Below are 18,751 nucleotides of genomic sequence, written 5' to 3' on the forward strand. Positions count from 1 at the left end.
GGGCGGAGCGGGGGACATGCATCACGTGGGGACCTCCAGGGGCTGCCCGGGAAGCGGGCAAGGTGCCACCAGTCCACCCGGGATTACATGAATTTCAGCAAAACCTGATTTGTCCACCCACGGTCGTGGCGGGTCCCAAGGGCCCGGATTCACTGCCAGCGGGCCTGTCCGGTGGTATCAAGCGGCCATGTCTGAAAAGCCTTCGTCCCTGTTCGACGCGGTCCCCGTGGAGATGGACTTCCCGGCCGAGGAGCGCCGCGTCCTGGCCTTCTGGAAGGAACGCGGCATCTTCGAGAAATCGCTCAAGGCGAACGAAGGGGCCAAGAGCTTCGTCTTCTACGAAGGGCCGCCCACCGCGAACGGCCTGCCCCACAACGGCCACGTCCTCACGCGCGTCATCAAGGACCTGTTCCCCCGCTACCAGACGATGCGGGGCCACTACGTGCCGCGCAAGGCGGGCTGGGACACGCACGGCCTGCCGGTGGAGGTGGAGGTCGAGAAGGAGCTGCGCATCCACGGCAAGGCGGAGATCGAACGCTACGGCGTCGAGCCCTTCACCGAGCGCTGCATCGAATCCGTCTTCCGCTACACGGCCGAATGGGAGCGGCTCACCCAGCGCATCGGCTTCTGGGTGGACCTGAACGAGGCCTACGTCACCTACCACCGCGGCTTCGTGCAGAGCGTGTGGTGGGCGCTGTCGGAGCTGTTCAAGAAGGGCCTGCTGTACCAGGGCCACAAGGTGGTGTGGTGGTGGCCGCGCGGCGGCACCGCGCTGTCCGCCGCGGAGGTGGGCCTGGGCTACAAGACGGTGGACGACCCCAGCGTCTACGTGGCCTTCCCGCTGCGCGACGCTCCGGACACGGCGCTGCTCATCTGGACGACGACGCCCTGGACGCTGCCGTCCAACATGTACGCGGCCGTCAACCCGTCGGTGGACTACGTCACCGTGGACGCCGGGGACCGCAAGCTCATCATCGCCGCCGCGCTGCGCGAGGAGCTGGCGAAGAAGCTCAAGAAGGACCTCCCGGTCCTGTCCACGCAGAAGGGCAAGGAGCTGGTCGGCAAGCGCTACACGCCGCCCTTCGACACGTACTTCGCGAAGGACGCGGACGCGACGCTGCCCCTCAAGGACGGCGGCGAGGACTCCGTGGGCTGGCGCGTGCTGGCCGCGGACTTCGTCACGCTCGACAGCGGCACGGGCATCGTGCACACGGCGCCCGCCTTCGGCGAGGACGACTACGACGCTTTCCGCAAGGACCGGCTGCGCTTCAAGAACCCGGACGCGCTGGAGATGCGCTGCGCGGTGAAGCCGGACGGCACGTTCTCCGAAGAGGTGCCGCTCGTCACCGGCCGCTTCGTGAAGGACGCGGACAAGGATTTGCAGCGCAACCTGAAGGAGCGCGGGCTGCTCATCCACACGGAGCAGTACCGCCACGAGTACCCCTTCTGCTGGCGCGCGGACGAGGACCCCCTCATCCAGTACGCCCGGCCCGCCTGGTACATCCGCACCACGTCGGTCATCGAGCAGGCCAAGGCCAACAACCAGAACGTCAACTGGGTGCCGGAGCACATCAAGGACGGCCGCTTCGGCGACTTCCTCAACAACAACGTGGACTGGGCCCTGTCGCGCGAGCGCTACTGGGGCACGCCGCTGCCCTTGTGGATCCACTCGGAGACGGGTGAGACGGAGGCCGTGCCGTCCATCGCGGAGCTGCGCCAGAAGCCGGGCAACAACGTGGCCGCCGTGGAGGCGGAGCTGAAGGCGTTCCTCGCTGGCAAGCCGCACGAATCCAACGCGGAGCACCTGCTGGTCCACAAGCCGTGGATCGACAAGGTCACCTACGAGAAGGCCGGCACCAGCGGGAAGTTCCAGCGCGTCCCCGAAGTGGTGGACGTGTGGTTCGACTCCGGCTGCATGCCCTTCGCGCAGTGGGGCTTCCCGCACGCGGAGGGCTCCAAGGAGACCTTCAACCGCGCGTTCCCGGCGGACTTCATCTCGGAGGCCATCGACCAGACGCGCGGCTGGTTCTATTCGCTGCTGATGGTGAGCACGCTCATCTTCGACGAGGAGACCCAGAAGCGCATGGGCCTCACGCCGAAGCGTGAGTGGCCCATGCCGTACAAGAGCTGCATCGTGCTGGGCCACGTCTCCGACAAGGAGGGCAAGAAGGAGTCCAAGTCCAAGGGCAACTACACCCCGCCGGAGATCATCCTGGACGAGGTGCGCATGGACTTCGCGGTGCTCACCGCCACGGAGGCTGGCGTCCCCGCGGAGCCCGGCGTGGCGCTCATCGCGCGCGAGGACCTGGAGGGCCTGGACACGCAGGAGGGCGCCCGCGTGCAGCTCTTCCGCCCGGACCGGCCGGACGCTGCCGTCACCGTGACGGTGAAGGTGCACAAGAAGCTCAAGCGCCGCGTGGTGCTGCTGGCCCCCGCGGAGCTTCAGGCGCTGGACGTGAAGCCGTCGGCGCGCGGCGCGGACGTGATGCCGGTGGAGGTGCCCCGGCTCGCGGCCGGTGAGCGCGTGGTGCTCAAGGACCCGGCGACGAAGGCCCCGGGTGCGGACGCGTTCCGGTGGTTCTTCTACGCGGCGAGCCCCACCTGGTCCAACACGCGCCACTCGCTGGCGAACGTGCGGCTGTTGCAGAAGGACTTCCAGGTCAAGCTGCGCAACGTCTACTCGTTCTTCACCATCTACGCGAACATCGACGGCTTCAACCCGGCGAAGGGCAACGCGGGCGCGACGGAAGCGCCGTGGATTGCCATCCGCAAGAGCGAGGGCTGGCGCGCGGTGAAGGACCGGACCGTCCTGGACCGGTGGATCCTCTCCGAGGTGCAGCTCACCCTGCGCGACGTGGCGAAGGCGCTGGACACGTATCAGGTGTACGACGCGGCCCAGCGGATGGTGGCGTTGGTGGACGCGCTGTCCAACTGGTACCTGCGCCGCAGCCGTTCGCGCTTCTGGGCGCCGGGCTTCGAACAGGACAAGCAGGACGCGTACTTCACGCTGTACGAAGCGCTCACCACCATCACCGCGCTGTCCGCGCCGTTCATCCCGTTCTTCACGGATGAGATGTGGGGCAACCTGGTGGTGAAGCCGTGGCCCAAGACGCAGCCGGAGAGCGTGCATCTGGCGCGCTTCCCGGACGTGGACGCAAGCCTCATCGACGAGGGGCTGGCCGCGGAGATGGGCGCCGTGCGCGAGCTGGTGTCGCTGGGCCTCAAGGTGCGCACGGACAACAAGCTCAAGGTGCGCCAGCCGCTGTCCCGCGCGGACGTCATCCTGTCGCGCCGCGAGCTGTCCGAGCGCGTGGCCGTGTACCAGGAGCTCATCTCCGACGAGCTGAACGTGCACACCGTGAAGCTGGTGGAGCCGGGCAGCCCGGAGGCGGACGTGGTGCGCTACCGCGTGCGTCCCAACCTGCGCGCCATGGGCAGCCGGCTGGGGCCCAAGCTCGCGCCGGTGCGCAAGGCGTTCGACTCCGGCGACGGCCGCGCGCTGCACCACGAGCTGCTCCAGACGGGCAAGGTGGCCCTCAACGTGGGCGGCGAGGACATGGTCTTCCCGGCCGAGGAGCTGGAGACGCTGGTGGAGGCGCAGCCCGGCTACGCCGCCGCTGGCTCGGGCGTGGGCGTGGTGGTGCTCCACACCCAGCTCACCCCGGCGCTGGAAGACGAGGGTCTGGTGCGCGAGCTGCTGGCGCGCGTGCAGGGCGCTCGCAAGGACATGAACCTGGGCTACACCGACCGCATCCGCCTGTGGGTGGACGGCGATGACCGGGTGAAGCGCGTCGTCGACGCGGCCCGCGAGGAAGTGTCCCGCGAGACGCTGGCCTCGGAGATCCACGTGGGCCCCGAAGGCCTCAAGGGCACCGAGGAAGAGGACAGCCTCAACGGCCTGCCCGCGCGCATCCGCGTCGAGCGCGCCTGAGTCGTTGACGCCCCAAGAGGGCGAAGCGCTCCGGGGTAACACCCCACCCGGGGCGCCAAACACAGACAGGCCGTGTGGCAGCGGGAAGGACCGGGAGGGCGTCACCGCCTCCCCGCCCGACTCCCGCCTTGCCGCGTCAACGGGGGCCGTGCTACGCGACGGGCCTCCCCTTGATTTCGCAAATCATTCTCAACATGCCCATCCTGTCTCGAAGCCGTGCGCGCCTCCTCATCCCGGGAGCGCTGCTCGGCGCTTCGGTCGTCCTGTCCTCGTCGGCCCTGGCCCAGGAGCCCGTCGTGCCGCCGGAGTCCTCGGCGCCCTCGGAGTCCCCCGTCGTGTCCCCGTCCGAGGCCCCTGCTCCGGCACCGGCGGCCTCCACGGAGCAGGAGGAGACCTTCACGCTGCCCACGGTGAACGTGGAGGCGGAGCGGGAGCGCGCCAACGGGCCGGTGAAGGGCTTCACCGCGCGCCGCAGTGGCAGTGGCACGAAGACGGACACGTCGCTGCTGGAGACGCCGCAGTCGGTGTCGGTGGTGGGCCGGGCGCAGATGGATGCGCAGCAGGCGCAGTCCGTGGTGGAGGCCACGCGGTACACGCCCGGCGTGCGTTCGGAGACCTTCGGCGCGGATTCGCGCAACGACTGGTTCCTCATCCGGGGCTTCACGTCGCAGGAAGGCGGCTACTTCCAGGACGGGCTCCAGTTGTACTCCAGCAGCTTCGCCACCTGGCGCATCGAAACCTTCGGCCTGGAGCGCGTGGAGGTCGTGCGCGGCCCCGCGTCGGTGCTCTACGGCGGCACGTCGCCGGGCGGCCTCATCAACCTGGTGGGCAAGCGTCCGCCCACGGATGGGCCGGTGCGCCACGTGGAGGTGGGCGTCAACGAGTTCGCCAACGGCTACGCGGGCGTGGACCTGGGCGGCTCCATCGACGCGGGCAACCACTGGCGCTACCGGGTGACGGCGCTGGCGCGCGGTGGCGGCACGCAGGTGGACGACATCGACAACAACCGGCTGTTCCTCGCGCCGGCGCTCACCTGGGCGCCCACGGAGCGCACGTCGCTGACGCTCTACGCGAGCCTGCTGGCGGACCGCACCCGGGGACAGAACTTCCTGCCCTACGTGGGCACCGTGGTGGACGCGCCGTATGGCCGCATCCCCACCGACTTCTACACCAGCGACAAGAGCCTGGACCGCTTCAAGCGCGACCAGCGCTGGTGGGGCTATGAGTTCGCCCACCGCTTCGGCGACACCTTCACGGTGCGCCAGAACCTGCGCTACGCCCTGCTGGACCTGGACTTCCAGACGCTCTACGGCGTGGGCTACGCGGGTGACCCGGCGGATGCGCAGTTGGCGCGCGGCAACTTCGTGACGCTGCCGAGCGCGAACCTCTTCACCGTGGACACCCAGGGCGAGGCGCGCTTCACCACCGGCCCCGTGCACCACACGGTGCTGGTCGGCGTGGACTTCAAGCACTACCGGCTGGACGACGAACAGGGCTTCGAGGCGGGCGTGCCGCTGGACCTGCTGAACCCCGTGCGCGGCGACTTCACGCCCACCACGACGCGCTACACGGACAACCGCTCCACGCAGGACCAACTGGGCGTCTACCTCCAGGACCAGGTGCGCTTCGGCGAGCACCTGGACCTCGTGGTGAGCGGGCGTCACGACTGGGTGGGCCTGGCCGTGGACAACGCGCTGGCGCCCACGGCCAGCTACGACGGCAGCGAGAGCGCGCTGAGCGGTCGCGCGGGCCTGCTCTACCGCTTCGACAGCGGCGTCGCGCCGTACGTGAGCATCTCGCGCTCCTTCAACCCGGTGGCCGGCACGAAGACGGACGGCACGCTGTTCGAGCCGGAGACGGGTCAGCAGTTGGAAGCGGGCGTGAAGTTCCAGCCGGAGAACACGCGCCTGATGGTGGGCCTGTCGCTCTTCGAATTGAAGCGCCAGAACTTCGTCACCACCGACGGCGCCTTCAACCAGCTCCAGATTGGCGAGGTGCGCTCGCGCGGCTTCGAGGCGGAGGCCAACGCCACGCTGCTGCGCGGCCTGAGCCTCATCGGCTCCGCGTCGCTGTACTCGCTCGAAATCACGGAAGGCACGGAGCTGGAGCTCGGCAAGCGGCCGGTGGGCGTGCCGGAGGTGATGGCGTCGCTGTGGCTGGACTACACCTTCCAGGATGGCGCGCTGCGAGGCTTCGGCGCGGCGGCGGGCGTGCGCGGCGTGGGAGCGTCCTACGCTGACCGTGAGAACACGCTGGAGGTGCCGGGCTTCACGCTGGTGGACGTCGGCGTGCACTACGAGCGCGGCCCGTGGAAGGCGGCGCTCAATGCCTCCAACGTCGGGGACAAGACCTACGTGTCCTCGTGCAGCTCCGCGTCGGCCTGCTTCTACGGCGAGCGCCGCCGCGCGTCCGCCAACGTCGGTTACACTTGGTAGTCGTCACGCGTTGACGAGGGGTCCTTCCGGAGCATCACCGCCCGGAAGGGCCTCCACCGTCCGGCGCCTGCGCAGCCCCCAGGCGAGCCCCCCACAGCACAGGGCCATGCAGCACAGCAGCAGCTCCGACAGGAACACCGGGGGCAGTCCCCGCGCCAACGCCGTGAACAGGTTCGCGTCGCGGAGCGCCACGTCGCCCACCACCACCCCGCCGAACAGCACCGCGGCCAGCGCACACAGCACGCTGGCCATCTGTCGGGGTGCCCACCGCGGCACGAGCGCGACGACGACCGCGAGCGCCCACGCGCCCACGTACAGGCCGAACTCCCAATCCGCCCGTCGCGCCAGCGCCCACGGCAGCACGCGGTTCGCGGCGAAGTAGACCGCCGTCCCGAAGGCGAGCCCCGACGACACACCCACCGTCAGCCGCTCCAGCACCCGGTTGCCCCGGTGCTTGCGCGAGGGGTCCCGGCGCTCCAGCCACACGAGGTTGCCGGTGATGAGCACCGCGCACATCGCCAGCGCGAGCAGCGCGTAGAGCGGCTTCATCAGCGCCTCCGCGAACCGGCCCGCATGCAGGTCGAAGAGGAGCCGCTCGAAGGTGAAGGCCGGCGTGCGGGAAGCAACGCTGGACCCGAACGTCTCGCCGCTCACCGCATCCACATGGGCGAAGTGATCCGGCCCCAGGGGCGCGAGCTGGAAGTACACACCGGCCCAGGCCCTGGCATCACCGGCGTGGTGGAGCTCCACGTAGCGGGGAATGCCCTCCGCGCCAGGGACCGACTGGCGAGCACGCGCCACGACGGTGTCCAGCGACAGCATGGGCGACTCGCGCCCGGTGGCGTCACGCAACGGTTGCTCGTGTCCGCGAAGCCGCGTCACCCGGTCCGCCTGGCCGCGATACACCGTGGAGCCGAAGCCCTGGGCCGCGAGCGCCGACAGACACAGCACCGCGCCCGACCACGCCAGCATCGCGGTGAAGGGCAGCCCGAAGACGCCCAGCACCTTGTGCGCATCCGACGCGGAGAAGCGCGGCTTCGCAGTGGGCCGGAAGCGCCACCACTGCGCGCGCAGGTCCTTCAGGTGGATCCACAGGCCGCTCACCAGCGCCATGAGCAGCGCGACGGACACCACGCCCGTGAACTCCATGCCCCACGGCACGCGGTAGAAGAAGTGCATCCAATACAGCTCACTGGCCAGCCGGCTGCGCTCCGGCAGCGCGGTGCCGGTGGCGGGGTCCAACCACAGCACGCGCAGCCCCGAGGGTTCGAAGAGGTACGCGGTGATGAACCGCGTGTCCTCGTGCGTGAGCAGTCCCACGTGCGAGCCCACCGGAAATGGCCCCTGCTCCTTCACCCGCGCGAGCATCGCGTCGAAGGACGGTGGGGCCTCCGAAGCCGGGGCGACGTGGAGCGCGGGCTCCTGCCAGAACTCCAGGTCCTCGCGGAACATCGCGAAGACGCCACAGAAGAAGATGACGAACAGGAAGAGGCTGGCGATGACGCCCGCCCACGCGTGCAGGTCGAACTGGATGCGGAAGGTGCGAGGCGACAGCTTCATCCCGGCCCCCGCACGACCAGCGCGAGCGCCACCGGCACCACCACCGCCAGACACACGCTCCAGGCCACCCGGCCGCTCCTCGCCAGGGGCAGCGTGCACGCGAGCCCCACCCACACGGGCAACACCGAGTGGAAGCCCACCGCGAACGCCAACGGCCCCGACACCGGCAGGAAGGCCATCACCGCCGCGCCCACCGCGAACGCCGCGAGCGGCGCCCCCACCACGGTCGCCAGCGTCCGCGCGGCGGAGTGGTTCGCGGCCTTGTCCTCGCGAAGCGCGCTCATGACCCGAAGCCCAGCAACAGCACGGGCACCAGTCCCACCGCGCCGCTCACCCACGCGACCGAGCGAGCCCGCGCGGGCCAGGGCGCCAGCAGCAGCACCAGCACCGAGGCCACCGTCATCGCGAGCACCGACAGCACCAGCAGCCCCGCCACCGGACCGAAGTCTCTCAGACAGCACGCCAGACACGCGAACCCTGGCACCACCGCGAGCCACCGCGAACGGCGCCCCGCCCCCAACCACGCCACCGCCGACACGCAGAACGCCAGCGCCGCGAAACTCAGCATCGTGGGCACCCGACGACCCGGCTTCCTGATTCGAAGTTGATAATGACTTGCATCCTCATCAGCCCCTCCCGCCCCTGTCAAGGAGGACGGATGCGGGCTCCGAGCGTCGAAGCACGGACAGAGTGGCCCGCTCGCGCTCCCCGCGCGGGCTCACTCCCGGATGATGGCGGGATGAGCGAAACCACGCCCCTGAAGGGAAGCTGTCACTGCGGTGCGACGACGTTCGAGGTCACGTCGCCGCCGAAAGAGGTCACCCGCTGCAACTGTACGTTCTGCACCAAGCGGGGCCCGCTCTGGGCCTACTACGACCCGGAGCAGGTGAAGTTCACGCGTCGTGAGCAGGTGGGCACGTACGACCGCAACGCGCCCGTCGCGCACCACCACTGTCAAACCTGTGGCTGTGGCACCTGGACGGACACGCCCGTCTGGGAGAACAACGCCCCCGTGCCCGGGAAGTTCAAGGTGGGCATCAACTCGCGGCTGTTCGACGACTTCAACCTGGACGCCGTGCGCGTCGTGTTCCTGGACGGGCGCAACCTCTGGTAGCGCTACTTCGCCGGTGACGGGAAGTCGGTGGACAGCGACAGGTGCTTCCACTGCGCGTCCTCGGCCTTGAGCGCATCGAGCCGCGCGGTCGCGAGTCCGAACGCGTCGCTGCCCAGCAGCAGGTGCAGCGGCGGCGACTCCAGCGCGACCACCTGGAGGAGCACCTGGGCCGCGCGGTCCGGGTCGCCCGGCTGATGGCCGGAGCTCTCCCGCATCCTCTCCGCGACCGCGCCCACCGTGGGCGAGTAGTCCGGCCCGATCGCGGGGATGGTCATGGAGGAGCCCGCCCAGTCGGTGCGGAAGCCGCCCGGCTCCACGATGGTCACCTTCACGCCGAAGGGGGCCACCTCCTTGGACAGCACCTCCGAGAAGCCGCCCACGGCCCACTTCGCGGCCTGGTACGCCCCCAGGCCCGGTGTGGAGAGGCGGCCTCCCACGGACGACACCTGGATGATGTGTCCGGAGCGCTGCGCCCGCAGCACCGGCAGCGCGGCGCGCGTGACGTTCACCACGCCGAACAGGTTGGTGTCGAGCTGCGCGCGGAACGCGTCGTCCGTCATCTCCTCGATGGACGCGAGGTCGCCGTAGCCCGCGTTGTTCACCACCACGTCCAGGCGGCCGAACGCCTCCACGGCGATCTTCACCGCGGACCGGGCCTGCTCGGGCTTCGTGACGTCCAGCGCGACGGCACGGACCCGGTCGCCGTAGCGCTCCACCAACGCGGCCAGTTGCTCTGGCTTGCGCGCGGTGGCGACCAGCCGGTGCCCGGCCGCCAGCACGGCCTCCGCGAAGCTGCGCCCCAGCCCTCGGGAAGAACCGGTGATGAGCCAGACGCGGGACGACTCAGGGGAAGCACCCATGGGAGGACTCCTTTTCAACTAACTGGTTGGTTACATGGATATAACGGGGGCGCGACGGGGTGCAACCCGGAGTGGGCTGGGGCATGTTGGGAAGGTATGGCGGGTGACGCACAGAAGACCCGGCAGCGCCTGTTGGAGGCGGCCGCGGCGGAGTTCTCGGAGCGGGGCATCGCGGGCGCGCGCGTGGATCGCATCGCTGCGTCCGCGGGCTGCAACAAGGCGCTCATCTATTCGTACTTCGGCAGCAAGGAGCAGCTCTTCGACGCCGTCTTCGAAGCGCACGTGGCGGAGGTGGCGCAGGAGACGCCCATCGACGCGAGCGACCTGCCGGCCTACGCGGGGAAGCTGTTCGACGGCTTCCAGGTCCGGCCGCAGGTGCTGCGGCTGGCCACCTGGTACGAACTGGAGCACGGCCCCGAGGCAGGAATCCCCGAGCGGGTGCTCAAGAACAACCAGCACAAGGTGGCGGCCATCACCCGGGCCCAGCGCGAGGGCACGGTCACGAAGCACTTCGCGGCGGACGAGCTGCTGGCGCTCGTGCTGGCGCTCGCCAAGACCTGGTCCTTCCCGCTCTCCTACTGCGCCGGCCCCACGACACCGAGCCCGGCGGAAGTCCGCAGGCGGCGCCGGTCGGTCGTCGAAGCGGTGCGCCTGCTGGTGACGCCTGTCAGCCTCAGTCCGTGAGGTCTGTCACGGCACGCACGTGCCCATGACCTTCCGTCTTCCCTCGAACGCGGCCTGGAGCAGGCCGTGTTCCCGAACTGAAACTCATCCCACCCGCCAGGCATGCGGTCCGGGCAGCGGTGTTCCGAATGGAGTCCTCGCGAGCTCGGGGAGCAGCTCGTACGCAGGCAAGGGTCCCAGGCCCTCCAGTTCGGCGAGCCGCAGGAGCGCCAGTCCGTCGAGGTAGACCTTCCCCGTCGTCGCCGCGACCTCCTCGTCGAAGTCGAGCTGCTTGCGATAGGCGCGATACTCCCACTTGCGTTCCGTCACGAGCACCTGGAGCGCCTGGGAGAATCGCTCCTGATTCTTCCCCATGAGATCACGACATGTGTGCAGTCGCATGTCAGGGTCACCCTCCTCCACCACGGATGCCCAGCGTTCCAGCACCAGCTCCAATCCAGCGATGTCGCGGGGAGCGAGCACCCAGAGGTGCAGGAAGCGGGAGAAGAGAAAATCCTCCTCGTATTCGAGGTCCTGCGCATGCCGCGTCGGGGAAAGACGGGCGATGGCGCGAGCCGTGTCCAGATCACCGGAGGCCAGCGCATCACTGAAACCGCAGTTGTCACTGGTGAGCAGGAACTCCGGCTCGTAGCGCCGCGCCCCTTGAGAGGCGAGTTCCAGGAAGGCGAGCCGAGCCTGCCCGGCTTTGCACAGGAAGCCAGCGAAGCCCTCCGTGTCCGCATCTTGAAGCAGGGCGCAGAGCGCCAGCACCCGGTAGCACACGGCCGCGCTCGAGAAGAGTTCGGCCGGCGGATCCTGGGATTGCGCGAGGGCCTCCAGCGTTTCGGCAAGAATCAGGGACTGATTGTGGCGTGCGATTTCAACGTAGTCGTGACTCATGGAGTCAATGCCACTTCAGCGCCCACGGGATAGAGGGTCGGCCCCGTGACGCCCTCCTTCTCGAAGAGTTCCTTCAAATCGCCGCGAATGAGGGGAATGGACGGTACCGTGGTCGTGCGAAAGAGCCTGGCCTCGGGTGTAACCTTGTTCTCATCCAGAACGAGGCGCCTCACGAACACGAAGCGACGGGGGTTGAACTCACTCGCATCCCCTTCGCTCCGAACCATGTCCACGCAATCCTGGGTTCCGATGAGATTGGCGATGTAGCAGTCCTCGCTGGCAACGCGCCCACGGTGGTTGAGGAGCGTGAAGCGAAGAAATTCGATCTCTCCCCCCCCCCGTGCTGCACAAGGAGCGCTTTCATTCTGGCGGAGACCATGAGGTATCCGAGTGCGTTGGGAATGACGTCGGCAATCTTCAGCCCCTTCTCCTCCTTGGCCATCTGGAAGCGCAGCCCAGGTGGATAGGCGTCCCCCATGCGCACTCCAAGGCCGGGCTTGTGGATGTCGCGCATGCCCTCCGGCATCTTGAAGATGGCGCAGTACCCATCCAACACCTCGCTCATCAGCAGAAAATACGTGTTCGTTCCTGGAGGGGGCGAGGACATTTTCAACTCCCGTTGCGCCAATTCACTTCCTGCACAGGCTGTTGAGTTCCGCCGCCACGCCCTTGCTGATGGCACTGGCTCGTCCGTATTTGACCAGCACGGTGTAGTCGTGACTCATGGAGTGAAGGCCACTTCGGCGCCTACCGGATAGAAGGTTGGCCCGGTCACACCCTCCCGCTCAAGAAGCTCCTTGAAGTCCTGGCGTACGATGGGAATCCTCGGAACAGTCACTGTGCGAAAGAGCCGAACCTCTGGATCCATCTTGCTTTCGTCAAGCACGAGGCGCTTCAGAAAGAGGAACCGGTTGGGGTTGCTTGCCTTCCGCGCCCCATCACTCTTCTCCGCATCAACCCAATCCTGAACGCCAATGACATTCGCGATGTAACAATCTTCACTGGCAACGCGCCCACGATGATTGAGGAGCGTGAAGCGGAGAAACTCAATCTCCACGCCAGCGTGCTGCTCCAAGAGGGTCTTCATCCTCGCGGAGACCATGAAGTAGCCGAGGGCATTGGGGATGATGTCAGCAATCTTCAGCCCCTTCTCCTCCTTGGCCATCTGGAAGCGCAGCCCCTGCGGGTAGGCATCCCCCATGCGCACACCCGTCGCGGGCTTGTGGATGTCAGGCATCCCGGTCGGCGTCAGGAAAATGGCGCAATACCCATCCAGGACCTCGCTCCTGAGGATGAAGTAGTTGTTCTTTGATGAAGATGCAGACTGCCCGTTTTCAATGCTCATGGTTCGGTCATGCTCCGCGCCACTTGTTGATTTCCGCCGCCACCCTCTTCGTCATCGCGGTTGTCCGCCCGAACTGGACCAGGAGAAAGAACTGGTTTTCCTGCCAGCTTTCAAGGTCGCCCCTCAAATCTCCCGCGTTTTCCGCCGTGATGCCATGACCATCTGACTTCTCTCTCAGATCCTGTTTGAGCGAACTGAGAACGGCGAAGCACTCCTGGTTATAGGAGCGATGCCATCCCTTGTGTTTTGGGAGCATCAGGGCGTAGGCGATGTCCCGCATGATGGGCAGGATGATGACGTTCTTGCCATGATTCATGTTGTAGCCGACCGCCATCAGGAACTCGGCTTCCTTCGGCTCCAGCGCTGCGGAGAGCGCCTCATCGGGCATGATGTGATGGTATTCATGCGCGAAGGGGAGATGCCAATCCTTGTAATTCCTGCCCACAAAATGCCAGGCCTTCGGGTTTCCTCGCGGGTCGATATTCTCGATCTCCTTCCGCCCACCTCCCGCTTTTTTGTCCGCATTGGATTGTCGGCCCGTTGGCTTGAATTTCGCCATCACTGCCGGAAGCCGGGCGCTGGGGTCAGCCTGGATGGGGGTGCCCTCGGACATGCGCTCGGTGAAGTCGACTTCGTAGAGGGAGCGTTTCGACGTGGGCGGCACCATGTTGGGAACCGAGCCCGACAACGTCTCGTTGTATCCGTTGGGCCGGTAGGCACATTTCGGATAGGTAGGATCGTCGAAGGCAACTTCATGCCTGCAGACGCAGCCCTCCTGCTTCTTGTGGTCTTTGTGCTTCGTGAGCGTGATGTGTTTGCTGGTCATCTCGACCCTCCCTTCATGCCCGAGAACCTGGAGCGTGGACGTAGAAGGCCCCCCGGGCCCCATCATCTCCCGCGGTCCACACCAGGACATGGTCCGTCCTGGCATACCCGCGCGAGAAGCCACGTGCCGCCATGCACAACCCCACCAGCCCCGTGGCGGCACCGATTTCGCCAAAGCTCGCCGCGGGGGACCACTCGCGAAGGTCCGTGAGCCTTCCCGCCATCCGGAGCTGGACGAGTGCATGTCCCCAGTCCCGCGCCCGGTACGCATCTCCATTCAGGGCGCCGACGATAAGCCCGGTCCGCGCGCCCTGGTCGCGCACCGCATCGAGCGTCTCGAGGATGCCCTGCGAGAGCGCCCTCCCCTGGGCATGCAGCCCGGAGCGCCGGTGAAAGGGCTCTGCCGTCAGACTGGGCGCGTCCAGTAGCGCGTCGACGACGGCGCCACGACGCGACGCGGCCGATGGCCTCTCCAGCATGACGAAGGCCGCAGCCTCACCAGGGAGGATGCCCACAGGGTTCGCGGGCGTCCGCAGAAGACCGAGCTGCCCCAGGGCCGCCACCACCTGCGGTTCCACGAGGCTGTCCACGGCTCCGACGATGCACCGGTCCAGCCGGTCCGTCTCGAGTTGGAGGACGGCCGCCTTCAGCGCTTGGAGCAGTCCGGACTCGCCAAACAGGACACGGTGTTCCCCGGGCGCCGCCCGCACACCCATCGCCCTGAAGAGGTTCGGAATCAGTCGCTGCGTGTACTCCGCGCGTCGGGCGTCGTGCCGGGAAGGCAGCTGGCCCTTCTCCTCGAGCAGTCCCCGATGGAAGTCATTGGAGAGCACGAACTGGAGCCCGCAGCGCGACAACCCCTCCCAAGGCGTATGTCGTCCAAGGTCCCGCAGGCCTGCGCATGCCAGCGCGGTCAGCCGGCCGAGTCCGGTGAACCCCTCCGACACCATGGGAATCGTGTGCCCGCGGGCGGGCTCCGTCTGCTGGACCGACTCGTCATAGACGGAGACCTAGTCCAGGGAGGAAATGCGCAGGATACCCGCGCGGCTGGCGGCGCAACTGCCCTCCACGCCCAGGCCCAGCGCTGACACCATCCCCATGCCAGTGACCGCGAGCACGCGCGTCCTTTCATGCCCCCCACACCCCAGCGGCATGAGCCCACCCTAGCATGCAGGCACGACAGCGCCCCGGACCGCCAGAGACCGCATCCTCCAGCGGCCCATGGGTCACCAGCTCAGTTCGCGGTGAACGTCGTGTCGTTGCGGTACAGCAGCGTCTGAGCCCAGTCCGCCGTGAACACGAGCGTGTCCACGCGGTAGGTGCCCGCGCTCAGCGACGTGGGGATGACGAACGCGGACGTGTAGCTTCGCGTCTGTCCCACCGTGAAGGCCTGCGCCGTGTACGAACGGTCCGTCACCAGCGCCGTGGTGGACGCGTTGCGGATCTCATACTTCACCACCACGGTCTGCGCGGAGGGCGACGTGACCGTGCCCGTCACGTTGAACGACTGACCGCGCGCCACCGACGTGGGGCTCACCGTCGCCTTCGTGGTGGACCACTGCGCCGGCTGCGACAGGCCCGCGTAGTGGTTCTTGAAGACCGCGGCGGCATTGGGAAACTCGGTGACGAAGGTGTTGCCTCCGGTGTTGTCCGCGCTGGAAAGCTGGTGGTGCCCGTCGCTCGCCTGGATGTCGAAGTACGAGTGGTAGCCCACGTTGTTCGCCGGGTTGAAGATGAACGCCAGCATCTGCTGCACGTAGTACGTGTCGTCCCCGCCGCCCATCGTGGCGCCGTCGTTCACGCCCCACTCCGGCACCGACAGCCGCTTGCCATGGGACTGGGCGAAGCTCTTGAACTTCGTCAGCGCTGGCCCGAACTGGCTGTTCCACACCGACTGCCAGCGCGTGAGCGCGCACGAACCGGTGCAGCCCGCCGGAATCGGATAGGACCCGTTCCAGCCCTGGTCGTACATGTCCAACCCGATGTAGTCGACGTACGCATCCCCCGGATACGTCGCCGCCAGGTCCGCCGCGGAGATGTCGTAGTTCGGGTTCCAGTCGAACTCGAAACCAGCGTTCGGCTGCTGCGTGCGCATGGCCGTCACGATGCGCCGGAAGCACCCCGCGAAGTTCGCCTGCTGCCCGTTGCCGGAGTACCAGGGCATCCAGTTGCCGCTGAACTCCCAGCCCAGCCGGATGATGGTGCCCTGGAGCTCATACGCCACGAGGTTCGACGCCAGGTTCTTGAAGCGCTGGTCATACGCACCCGCCGCGCACGACGCGAGGTTGCCCTGCCCGCTGGGGAACATGGACACCGAATAGTTGAAGCGCCGGCCCGCCTTCGCCTTCACCCACGTGCGCCACGCGCCCAACTGCCAGCCCGGGTTCTCGATGTTGCCCCAACTGTCCTTGGCCTGGTGCCCCTGGCCCATCCTCACGTCGTAGCCCAGCCAGGTGGAGTACGCGTTCACGGTGTTCGGCTGCGAGTACACCTCCCCCCGGTACACGCCCGTCAGCGGCGCCGCCGAGAAGGCGGAGGCGGCATACAGCGCGGCCAGCAAGGGGGTGAGGGAGACCGCGGACCGCTTGAGACCTGCATGCATGCTGGAAGCCTCCTGGAGGGGAAAGGAGATATTTCCAGATTCTCTTGATTTAAAGACCTAGGTGTCAATCGATGTCGGAAGTGTCACACGAGGCGCAGGCGTCCGCCGATACGCACCGGGTCCCATGCCCCAGCGGCGCTTGAAGGCCTTGCTGAAGGCGGGCGCGCTTTCGTAGCCCGCGCGTTCTGCGATGGCCTCCAGGCTGTCGTCGGACTCATGCAACCACCGCGCGGAGCGGGTCATCCGCCAGTTCGACAGGTAGTGCAGGGGCGTCTCCCCCACCAGCGAGTGGAAGCGCGCGGCGAACCCGGAGCGCGACAGGCCCACGGCCGCGGCCAGTCGCTCCACCGTCCAGGGCGTGCCGGGCTGTTCGTGCATCAGCGCCAGCGCGTTCCCGATGGCCGGATCCGCCAGCGCCTTCCACCCCGCCTCCCCCGGCTGCGCGAGCAGCGCCTGGGCCCGCAGCGCCTGCACGAGCAGCACGTCCGCCAGACGGCCGACCACGAGGGCGCTCCCCGGCCCCGGCGCGGCGGTCTCCGCGGAGAGGAGCTGCACGGTGGCGGCGAGCGAAGACGCCCTGCTGGCATCCTGCGTGGACAGTTGGATGATGGGCGGGAAGGAGCGCAGCAACGGGTGCGTGGGGTCCACGCCGAACTGGAAGCAGCCGGTGATCAACGTGGTGGTCGCGCCCGGCCCCCCCAGCCGAACGTCCGTCCCCGCCGCGGCCCGGAGCTGCTGGGGAGGGATGAAGTCGCGGGGAACCTTCCGGGAGCCGTCATCCAGAACGTGGGCGGTGGCGCGGGGCAAGAGCACCACGTCACCCGCGGACAGGAACACCGGTTGCTCCAGGCCCTCCACCTGGAGGCGCAGTCCTCCCCGCGTCACCACATAGAAGGATGCATTGACCTTGCGAGGCAGGCGCAGCGCCCACGGTGCACCCATTTCGAAGCGACCAAAGAGCAGCGTCTTGAACCGCAGCGTCTCCAGCACGTCGGAAACCACGTCGGTCTTTTCGTCTGGCGTCCCTGGACGCGCTGACAGTTCTTTTGGACGCAGTGACATTGAGCGTCCATAGCGTCGGTCACATTCTAGGTCCACCTCGTTGATGGAGTTTCCCATGGACCTCGCCGCACCCACCTCCGACCTGACCCGCCTGATGGACGCTCACCTCGCGCTCATCGGCACGGACATCGAACGCTGGCTGAGCCTGTTCGCCGACGATGCCGTCGTTGAATTCCCCTACGCCCCCTCGCTCGGAATGCCTTCCCGACTGGAGGGCATCGAAGCCATCCGGGCCTGGTTCGTGCCCATCACCCAGCGCTTCCAGGGGCTCACCTTCGCGGACGTCCAGCGCTACCCGACCACCGACCCGAACGTCGGATGGATGGAGGTCCACGGCTCGGCGACGCTGCTGCCGTCACACTTCCACTACGAACAGGACTACGTGATGCGCCTACACCTGCGCGAGGGGCGCATCGTCCGCTACCGCGAGTACTGGAACCCCCTGGCCGCTCCGGCGGGAAGCTTCGGCAAGGAGCAGGCATGAAGCCGCGCATCCTCGTCACCGGCGCCTCTGGCAACACCGGACGTCCCATCGCGGAAGCACTGGCTTCGGAAGGGTTCCGGGTGCGGACCGCCACGCGGAGCACGACGCCACCATTCCCCTCCGCCGACCACGTCCGCTTCGACTGGGCGGACCCCACCACGCACGAACCCGCGATGGACGGCGTGGACCGGATGTACCTGCTGCTGCCCCCGCTGGATGCGGACCCGTCCCTCCTCATGAATCCATTCATCGAACGCGCGCTGGCCAGGGGCGTGCGGCGCATCGTCCTGCTCAGCGCCTCCGCCATTCCGGAGGGAAGGCCGGGACTGGGACAGGTGCACCACTTCGTGCGCGAACACGCGCCGGAGTGGAGCGTGCTGCAGCCGTCGTGGTTCATGCAGAACTTCTCCAACCCCCAGAACCAGCACGGGGCCAGCGTCCGGCGCGACGGCATGCTGATGACCTCCACGGACAAGGGGCGCGTCGGGTTCGTGGACGCGGCGGACATCGCGGCGGTCGGCGTCCGGGCCCTCGCGGATGAGCCCTCCCATGACACCGCGCACGTCATCACCGGCCCCCAGGCGCTGAGCTACGACGACATCGCGGCGGTGATGTCCCGGGTGTCGGGCCGCCCCATCCGGCATGTGCATGCGAGTCCGGAAGAGGTGCGCCGACACCTTCAGGAGAAGGCGGGCATGCCGGAGGCCTACGCAAGCCTGCTCGCGGGCCTGGACGTGACCATCCGAGACGGCGCCGAGGACCGCGTGACGGACACCGTGCTGCGCGTCACCGGCCGGGGACCGCGCACGTTCGAAGCCTTCGCACAGGCCCACGCCGACGTCTGGCGTTGAGCACACACCACGCGCCGCATCTCGGCGTATGCACACCTCCGCCCACGCGGGGATGTCCGCTGGAGGGCAGGAGCCCTTACCTCCAGACGGGTTGAGAGGACGCGCACCCGGACGCACGT

17 protein-coding genes are annotated in these 18,751 nt (G+C 67.7%); 6 read left to right on the top strand and 11 right to left on the bottom strand.

The features are described 5' to 3' along the window. Positions 1–187: 187 nt before the first annotated feature. Together ileS and D7V88_RS16945 are read left to right on the top strand one after the other, a co-directional pair. Complete coding sequence (gene ileS, locus D7V88_RS16940) at positions 188–3,931, top strand: isoleucine--tRNA ligase (RefSeq protein ID WP_120541682.1); 3,744 nt, start codon at positions 188–190, stop codon at positions 3,929–3,931. Positions 3,932–4,125: 194 nt separating this feature from the next. After that, entirely contained in the window at positions 4,126–6,366 is a 2,241-nt protein-coding gene (locus D7V88_RS16945; RefSeq protein WP_120541702.1) for a TonB-dependent siderophore receptor, read from the top strand. Positions 6,367–6,369: 3 nt separating this feature from the next. On the opposite strand, the gene D7V88_RS16950 is transcribed toward D7V88_RS16945, so the two are convergent. From D7V88_RS16950 to D7V88_RS16960, 3 genes are read right to left on the bottom strand one after another with little or no spacing between them, the layout of a single operon-like run. After that, a complete protein-coding gene (locus D7V88_RS16950; protein ID WP_120541683.1) occupies positions 6,370–7,926 on the bottom strand; it encodes a PepSY-associated TM helix domain-containing protein in 1,557 nt (518 codons plus the stop codon). Next, a complete protein-coding gene (locus D7V88_RS16955; RefSeq protein ID WP_120541684.1) occupies positions 7,923–8,210 on the bottom strand; it encodes a hypothetical protein in 288 nt (95 codons plus the stop codon). Before D7V88_RS16955 ends, D7V88_RS16950 begins: the two co-directional genes overlap by 4 nt. Next, a complete protein-coding gene (locus D7V88_RS16960; protein WP_120541685.1) occupies positions 8,207–8,494 on the bottom strand; it encodes a hypothetical protein in 288 nt (95 codons plus the stop codon). The genes D7V88_RS16955 and D7V88_RS16960 overlap by 4 nt, the downstream gene beginning before the upstream one ends. Before the next feature lie 171 nt (positions 8,495–8,665). Here D7V88_RS16960 and D7V88_RS16965 point away from each other — a divergent pair, with 171 nt between their 5' ends. After that, complete coding sequence (locus tag D7V88_RS16965; protein WP_120541686.1) at positions 8,666–9,040, top strand: GFA family protein; 375 nt, start codon at positions 8,666–8,668, stop codon at positions 9,038–9,040. Between the two features lie 2 nt (positions 9,041–9,042). Here the strand turns inward: D7V88_RS16965 and D7V88_RS16970 are convergent, their stop codons facing one another. After that, the gene (locus D7V88_RS16970) at positions 9,043–9,900 is read right to left on the bottom strand and encodes an oxidoreductase (protein ID WP_120541687.1); all 858 of its coding nucleotides are present in this window, start codon (positions 9,898–9,900) and stop codon (positions 9,043–9,045) included. A 96-nt stretch (positions 9,901–9,996) separates the two neighbouring features. Here D7V88_RS16970 and D7V88_RS16975 point away from each other — a divergent pair, with 96 nt between their 5' ends. Continuing rightward, entirely contained in the window at positions 9,997–10,584 is a 588-nt protein-coding gene (locus D7V88_RS16975) for a TetR/AcrR family transcriptional regulator (protein WP_120541688.1), read from the top strand. 84 nt (positions 10,585–10,668) lie between these two features. On the opposite strand, the gene D7V88_RS16980 is transcribed toward D7V88_RS16975, so the two are convergent. The 7 genes from D7V88_RS16980 to D7V88_RS17010 all read right to left on the bottom strand — a co-directional run bounded on the left by D7V88_RS16980 (position 10,669) and on the right by D7V88_RS17010 (position 17,237). After that, positions 10,669–11,463 carry an immunity 49 family protein gene (locus D7V88_RS16980; protein WP_120541689.1) on the bottom strand — a complete coding sequence of 265 codons (795 nt, stop codon included), beginning with the start codon at positions 11,461–11,463 and terminating at the stop codon, positions 10,669–10,671. Then, positions 11,460–12,092 (bottom strand): imm11 family protein, encoded by a 633-nt coding sequence (locus D7V88_RS45385; protein ID WP_341870685.1) that lies wholly within the window; start codon positions 12,090–12,092, stop codon positions 11,460–11,462. Before D7V88_RS45385 ends, D7V88_RS16980 begins: the two co-directional genes overlap by 4 nt. Positions 12,093–12,184: 92 nt before the next feature. Next, entirely contained in the window at positions 12,185–12,808 is a 624-nt protein-coding gene (locus tag D7V88_RS16990; RefSeq protein WP_120541691.1) for an imm11 family protein, read from the bottom strand. Positions 12,809–12,815: 7 nt separating this feature from the next. Continuing rightward, on the bottom strand, positions 12,816–13,634 hold the full coding sequence (locus D7V88_RS16995; protein ID WP_158625090.1) for an AHH domain-containing protein: 819 nt from the start codon (positions 13,632–13,634) through the stop codon (positions 12,816–12,818). A 13-nt stretch (positions 13,635–13,647) separates the two neighbouring features. Next, positions 13,648–14,490, bottom strand: coding sequence for a beta-ketoacyl synthase N-terminal-like domain-containing protein (locus D7V88_RS17000; RefSeq protein WP_158625091.1), 843 nt, complete (start codon positions 14,488–14,490; stop codon positions 13,648–13,650). Positions 14,491–14,867: 377 nt separating this feature from the next. After that, entirely contained in the window at positions 14,868–16,235 is a 1,368-nt protein-coding gene (locus D7V88_RS17005; RefSeq protein ID WP_120541694.1) for a glycoside hydrolase family 26 protein, read from the bottom strand. A 57-nt stretch (positions 16,236–16,292) separates the two neighbouring features. Beyond that, a complete protein-coding gene (locus D7V88_RS17010; RefSeq protein WP_244238192.1) occupies positions 16,293–17,237 on the bottom strand; it encodes an AraC family transcriptional regulator in 945 nt (314 codons plus the stop codon). 115 nt (positions 17,238–17,352) lie between these two features. Between D7V88_RS17010 and D7V88_RS17015 the strand changes: the two genes are divergently transcribed. Continuing rightward, a complete protein-coding gene (locus D7V88_RS17015; protein WP_120541696.1) occupies positions 17,353–17,781 on the top strand; it encodes a nuclear transport factor 2 family protein in 429 nt (142 codons plus the stop codon). Further along, a complete protein-coding gene (locus D7V88_RS17020; protein WP_120541697.1) occupies positions 17,778–18,632 on the top strand; it encodes an NmrA family NAD(P)-binding protein in 855 nt (284 codons plus the stop codon). The genes D7V88_RS17015 and D7V88_RS17020 overlap by 4 nt, the downstream gene beginning before the upstream one ends. The last annotated feature ends 119 nt before the right edge of the window (positions 18,633–18,751 follow it).

It is taken from the genome of Corallococcus terminator (assembly GCF_003611635.1).
In the GTDB taxonomy this organism is placed as follows: domain Bacteria; phylum Myxococcota; class Myxococcia; order Myxococcales; family Myxococcaceae; genus Corallococcus; species Corallococcus terminator.

What these genes read in the sequence shown, in the direction of transcription:
- D7V88_RS16950 (WP_120541683.1), bottom strand. Translation starts at nt 7,926, where the DNA reads ATGAAGCTGTCGCCTCGCACCTTCCGCATCCAGTTCGACCTGCACGCG.
- D7V88_RS16990 (WP_120541691.1), bottom strand. Translation starts at nt 12,808, where the DNA reads ATGAGCATTGAAAACGGGCAGTCTGCATCTTCATCAAAGAACAACTAC.
- D7V88_RS17020 (WP_120541697.1), top strand. Translation starts at nt 17,778, where the DNA reads ATGAAGCCGCGCATCCTCGTCACCGGCGCCTCTGGCAACACCGGACGT.
- D7V88_RS16980 (WP_120541689.1), bottom strand. Translation starts at nt 11,463, where the DNA reads ATGAGTCACGACTACGTTGAAATCGCACGCCACAATCAGTCCCTGATT.
- D7V88_RS16965 (WP_120541686.1), top strand. Translation starts at nt 8,666, where the DNA reads ATGAGCGAAACCACGCCCCTGAAGGGAAGCTGTCACTGCGGTGCGACG.
- ileS (WP_120541682.1), top strand. Translation starts at nt 188, where the DNA reads ATGTCTGAAAAGCCTTCGTCCCTGTTCGACGCGGTCCCCGTGGAGATG.
- D7V88_RS17015 (WP_120541696.1), top strand. Translation starts at nt 17,353, where the DNA reads ATGGACCTCGCCGCACCCACCTCCGACCTGACCCGCCTGATGGACGCT.
- D7V88_RS16955 (WP_120541684.1), bottom strand. Translation starts at nt 8,210, where the DNA reads ATGAGCGCGCTTCGCGAGGACAAGGCCGCGAACCACTCCGCCGCGCGG.
- D7V88_RS16975 (WP_120541688.1), top strand. Translation starts at nt 9,997, where the DNA reads ATGGCGGGTGACGCACAGAAGACCCGGCAGCGCCTGTTGGAGGCGGCC.
- D7V88_RS16995 (WP_158625090.1), bottom strand. Translation starts at nt 13,634, where the DNA reads ATGACCAGCAAACACATCACGCTCACGAAGCACAAAGACCACAAGAAG.
- D7V88_RS16970 (WP_120541687.1), bottom strand. Translation starts at nt 9,900, where the DNA reads ATGGGTGCTTCCCCTGAGTCGTCCCGCGTCTGGCTCATCACCGGTTCT.
- D7V88_RS17005 (WP_120541694.1), bottom strand. Translation starts at nt 16,235, where the DNA reads ATGCATGCAGGTCTCAAGCGGTCCGCGGTCTCCCTCACCCCCTTGCTG.
- D7V88_RS16945 (WP_120541702.1), top strand. Translation starts at nt 4,126, where the DNA reads ATGCCCATCCTGTCTCGAAGCCGTGCGCGCCTCCTCATCCCGGGAGCG.
- D7V88_RS16960 (WP_120541685.1), bottom strand. Translation starts at nt 8,494, where the DNA reads ATGCTGAGTTTCGCGGCGCTGGCGTTCTGCGTGTCGGCGGTGGCGTGG.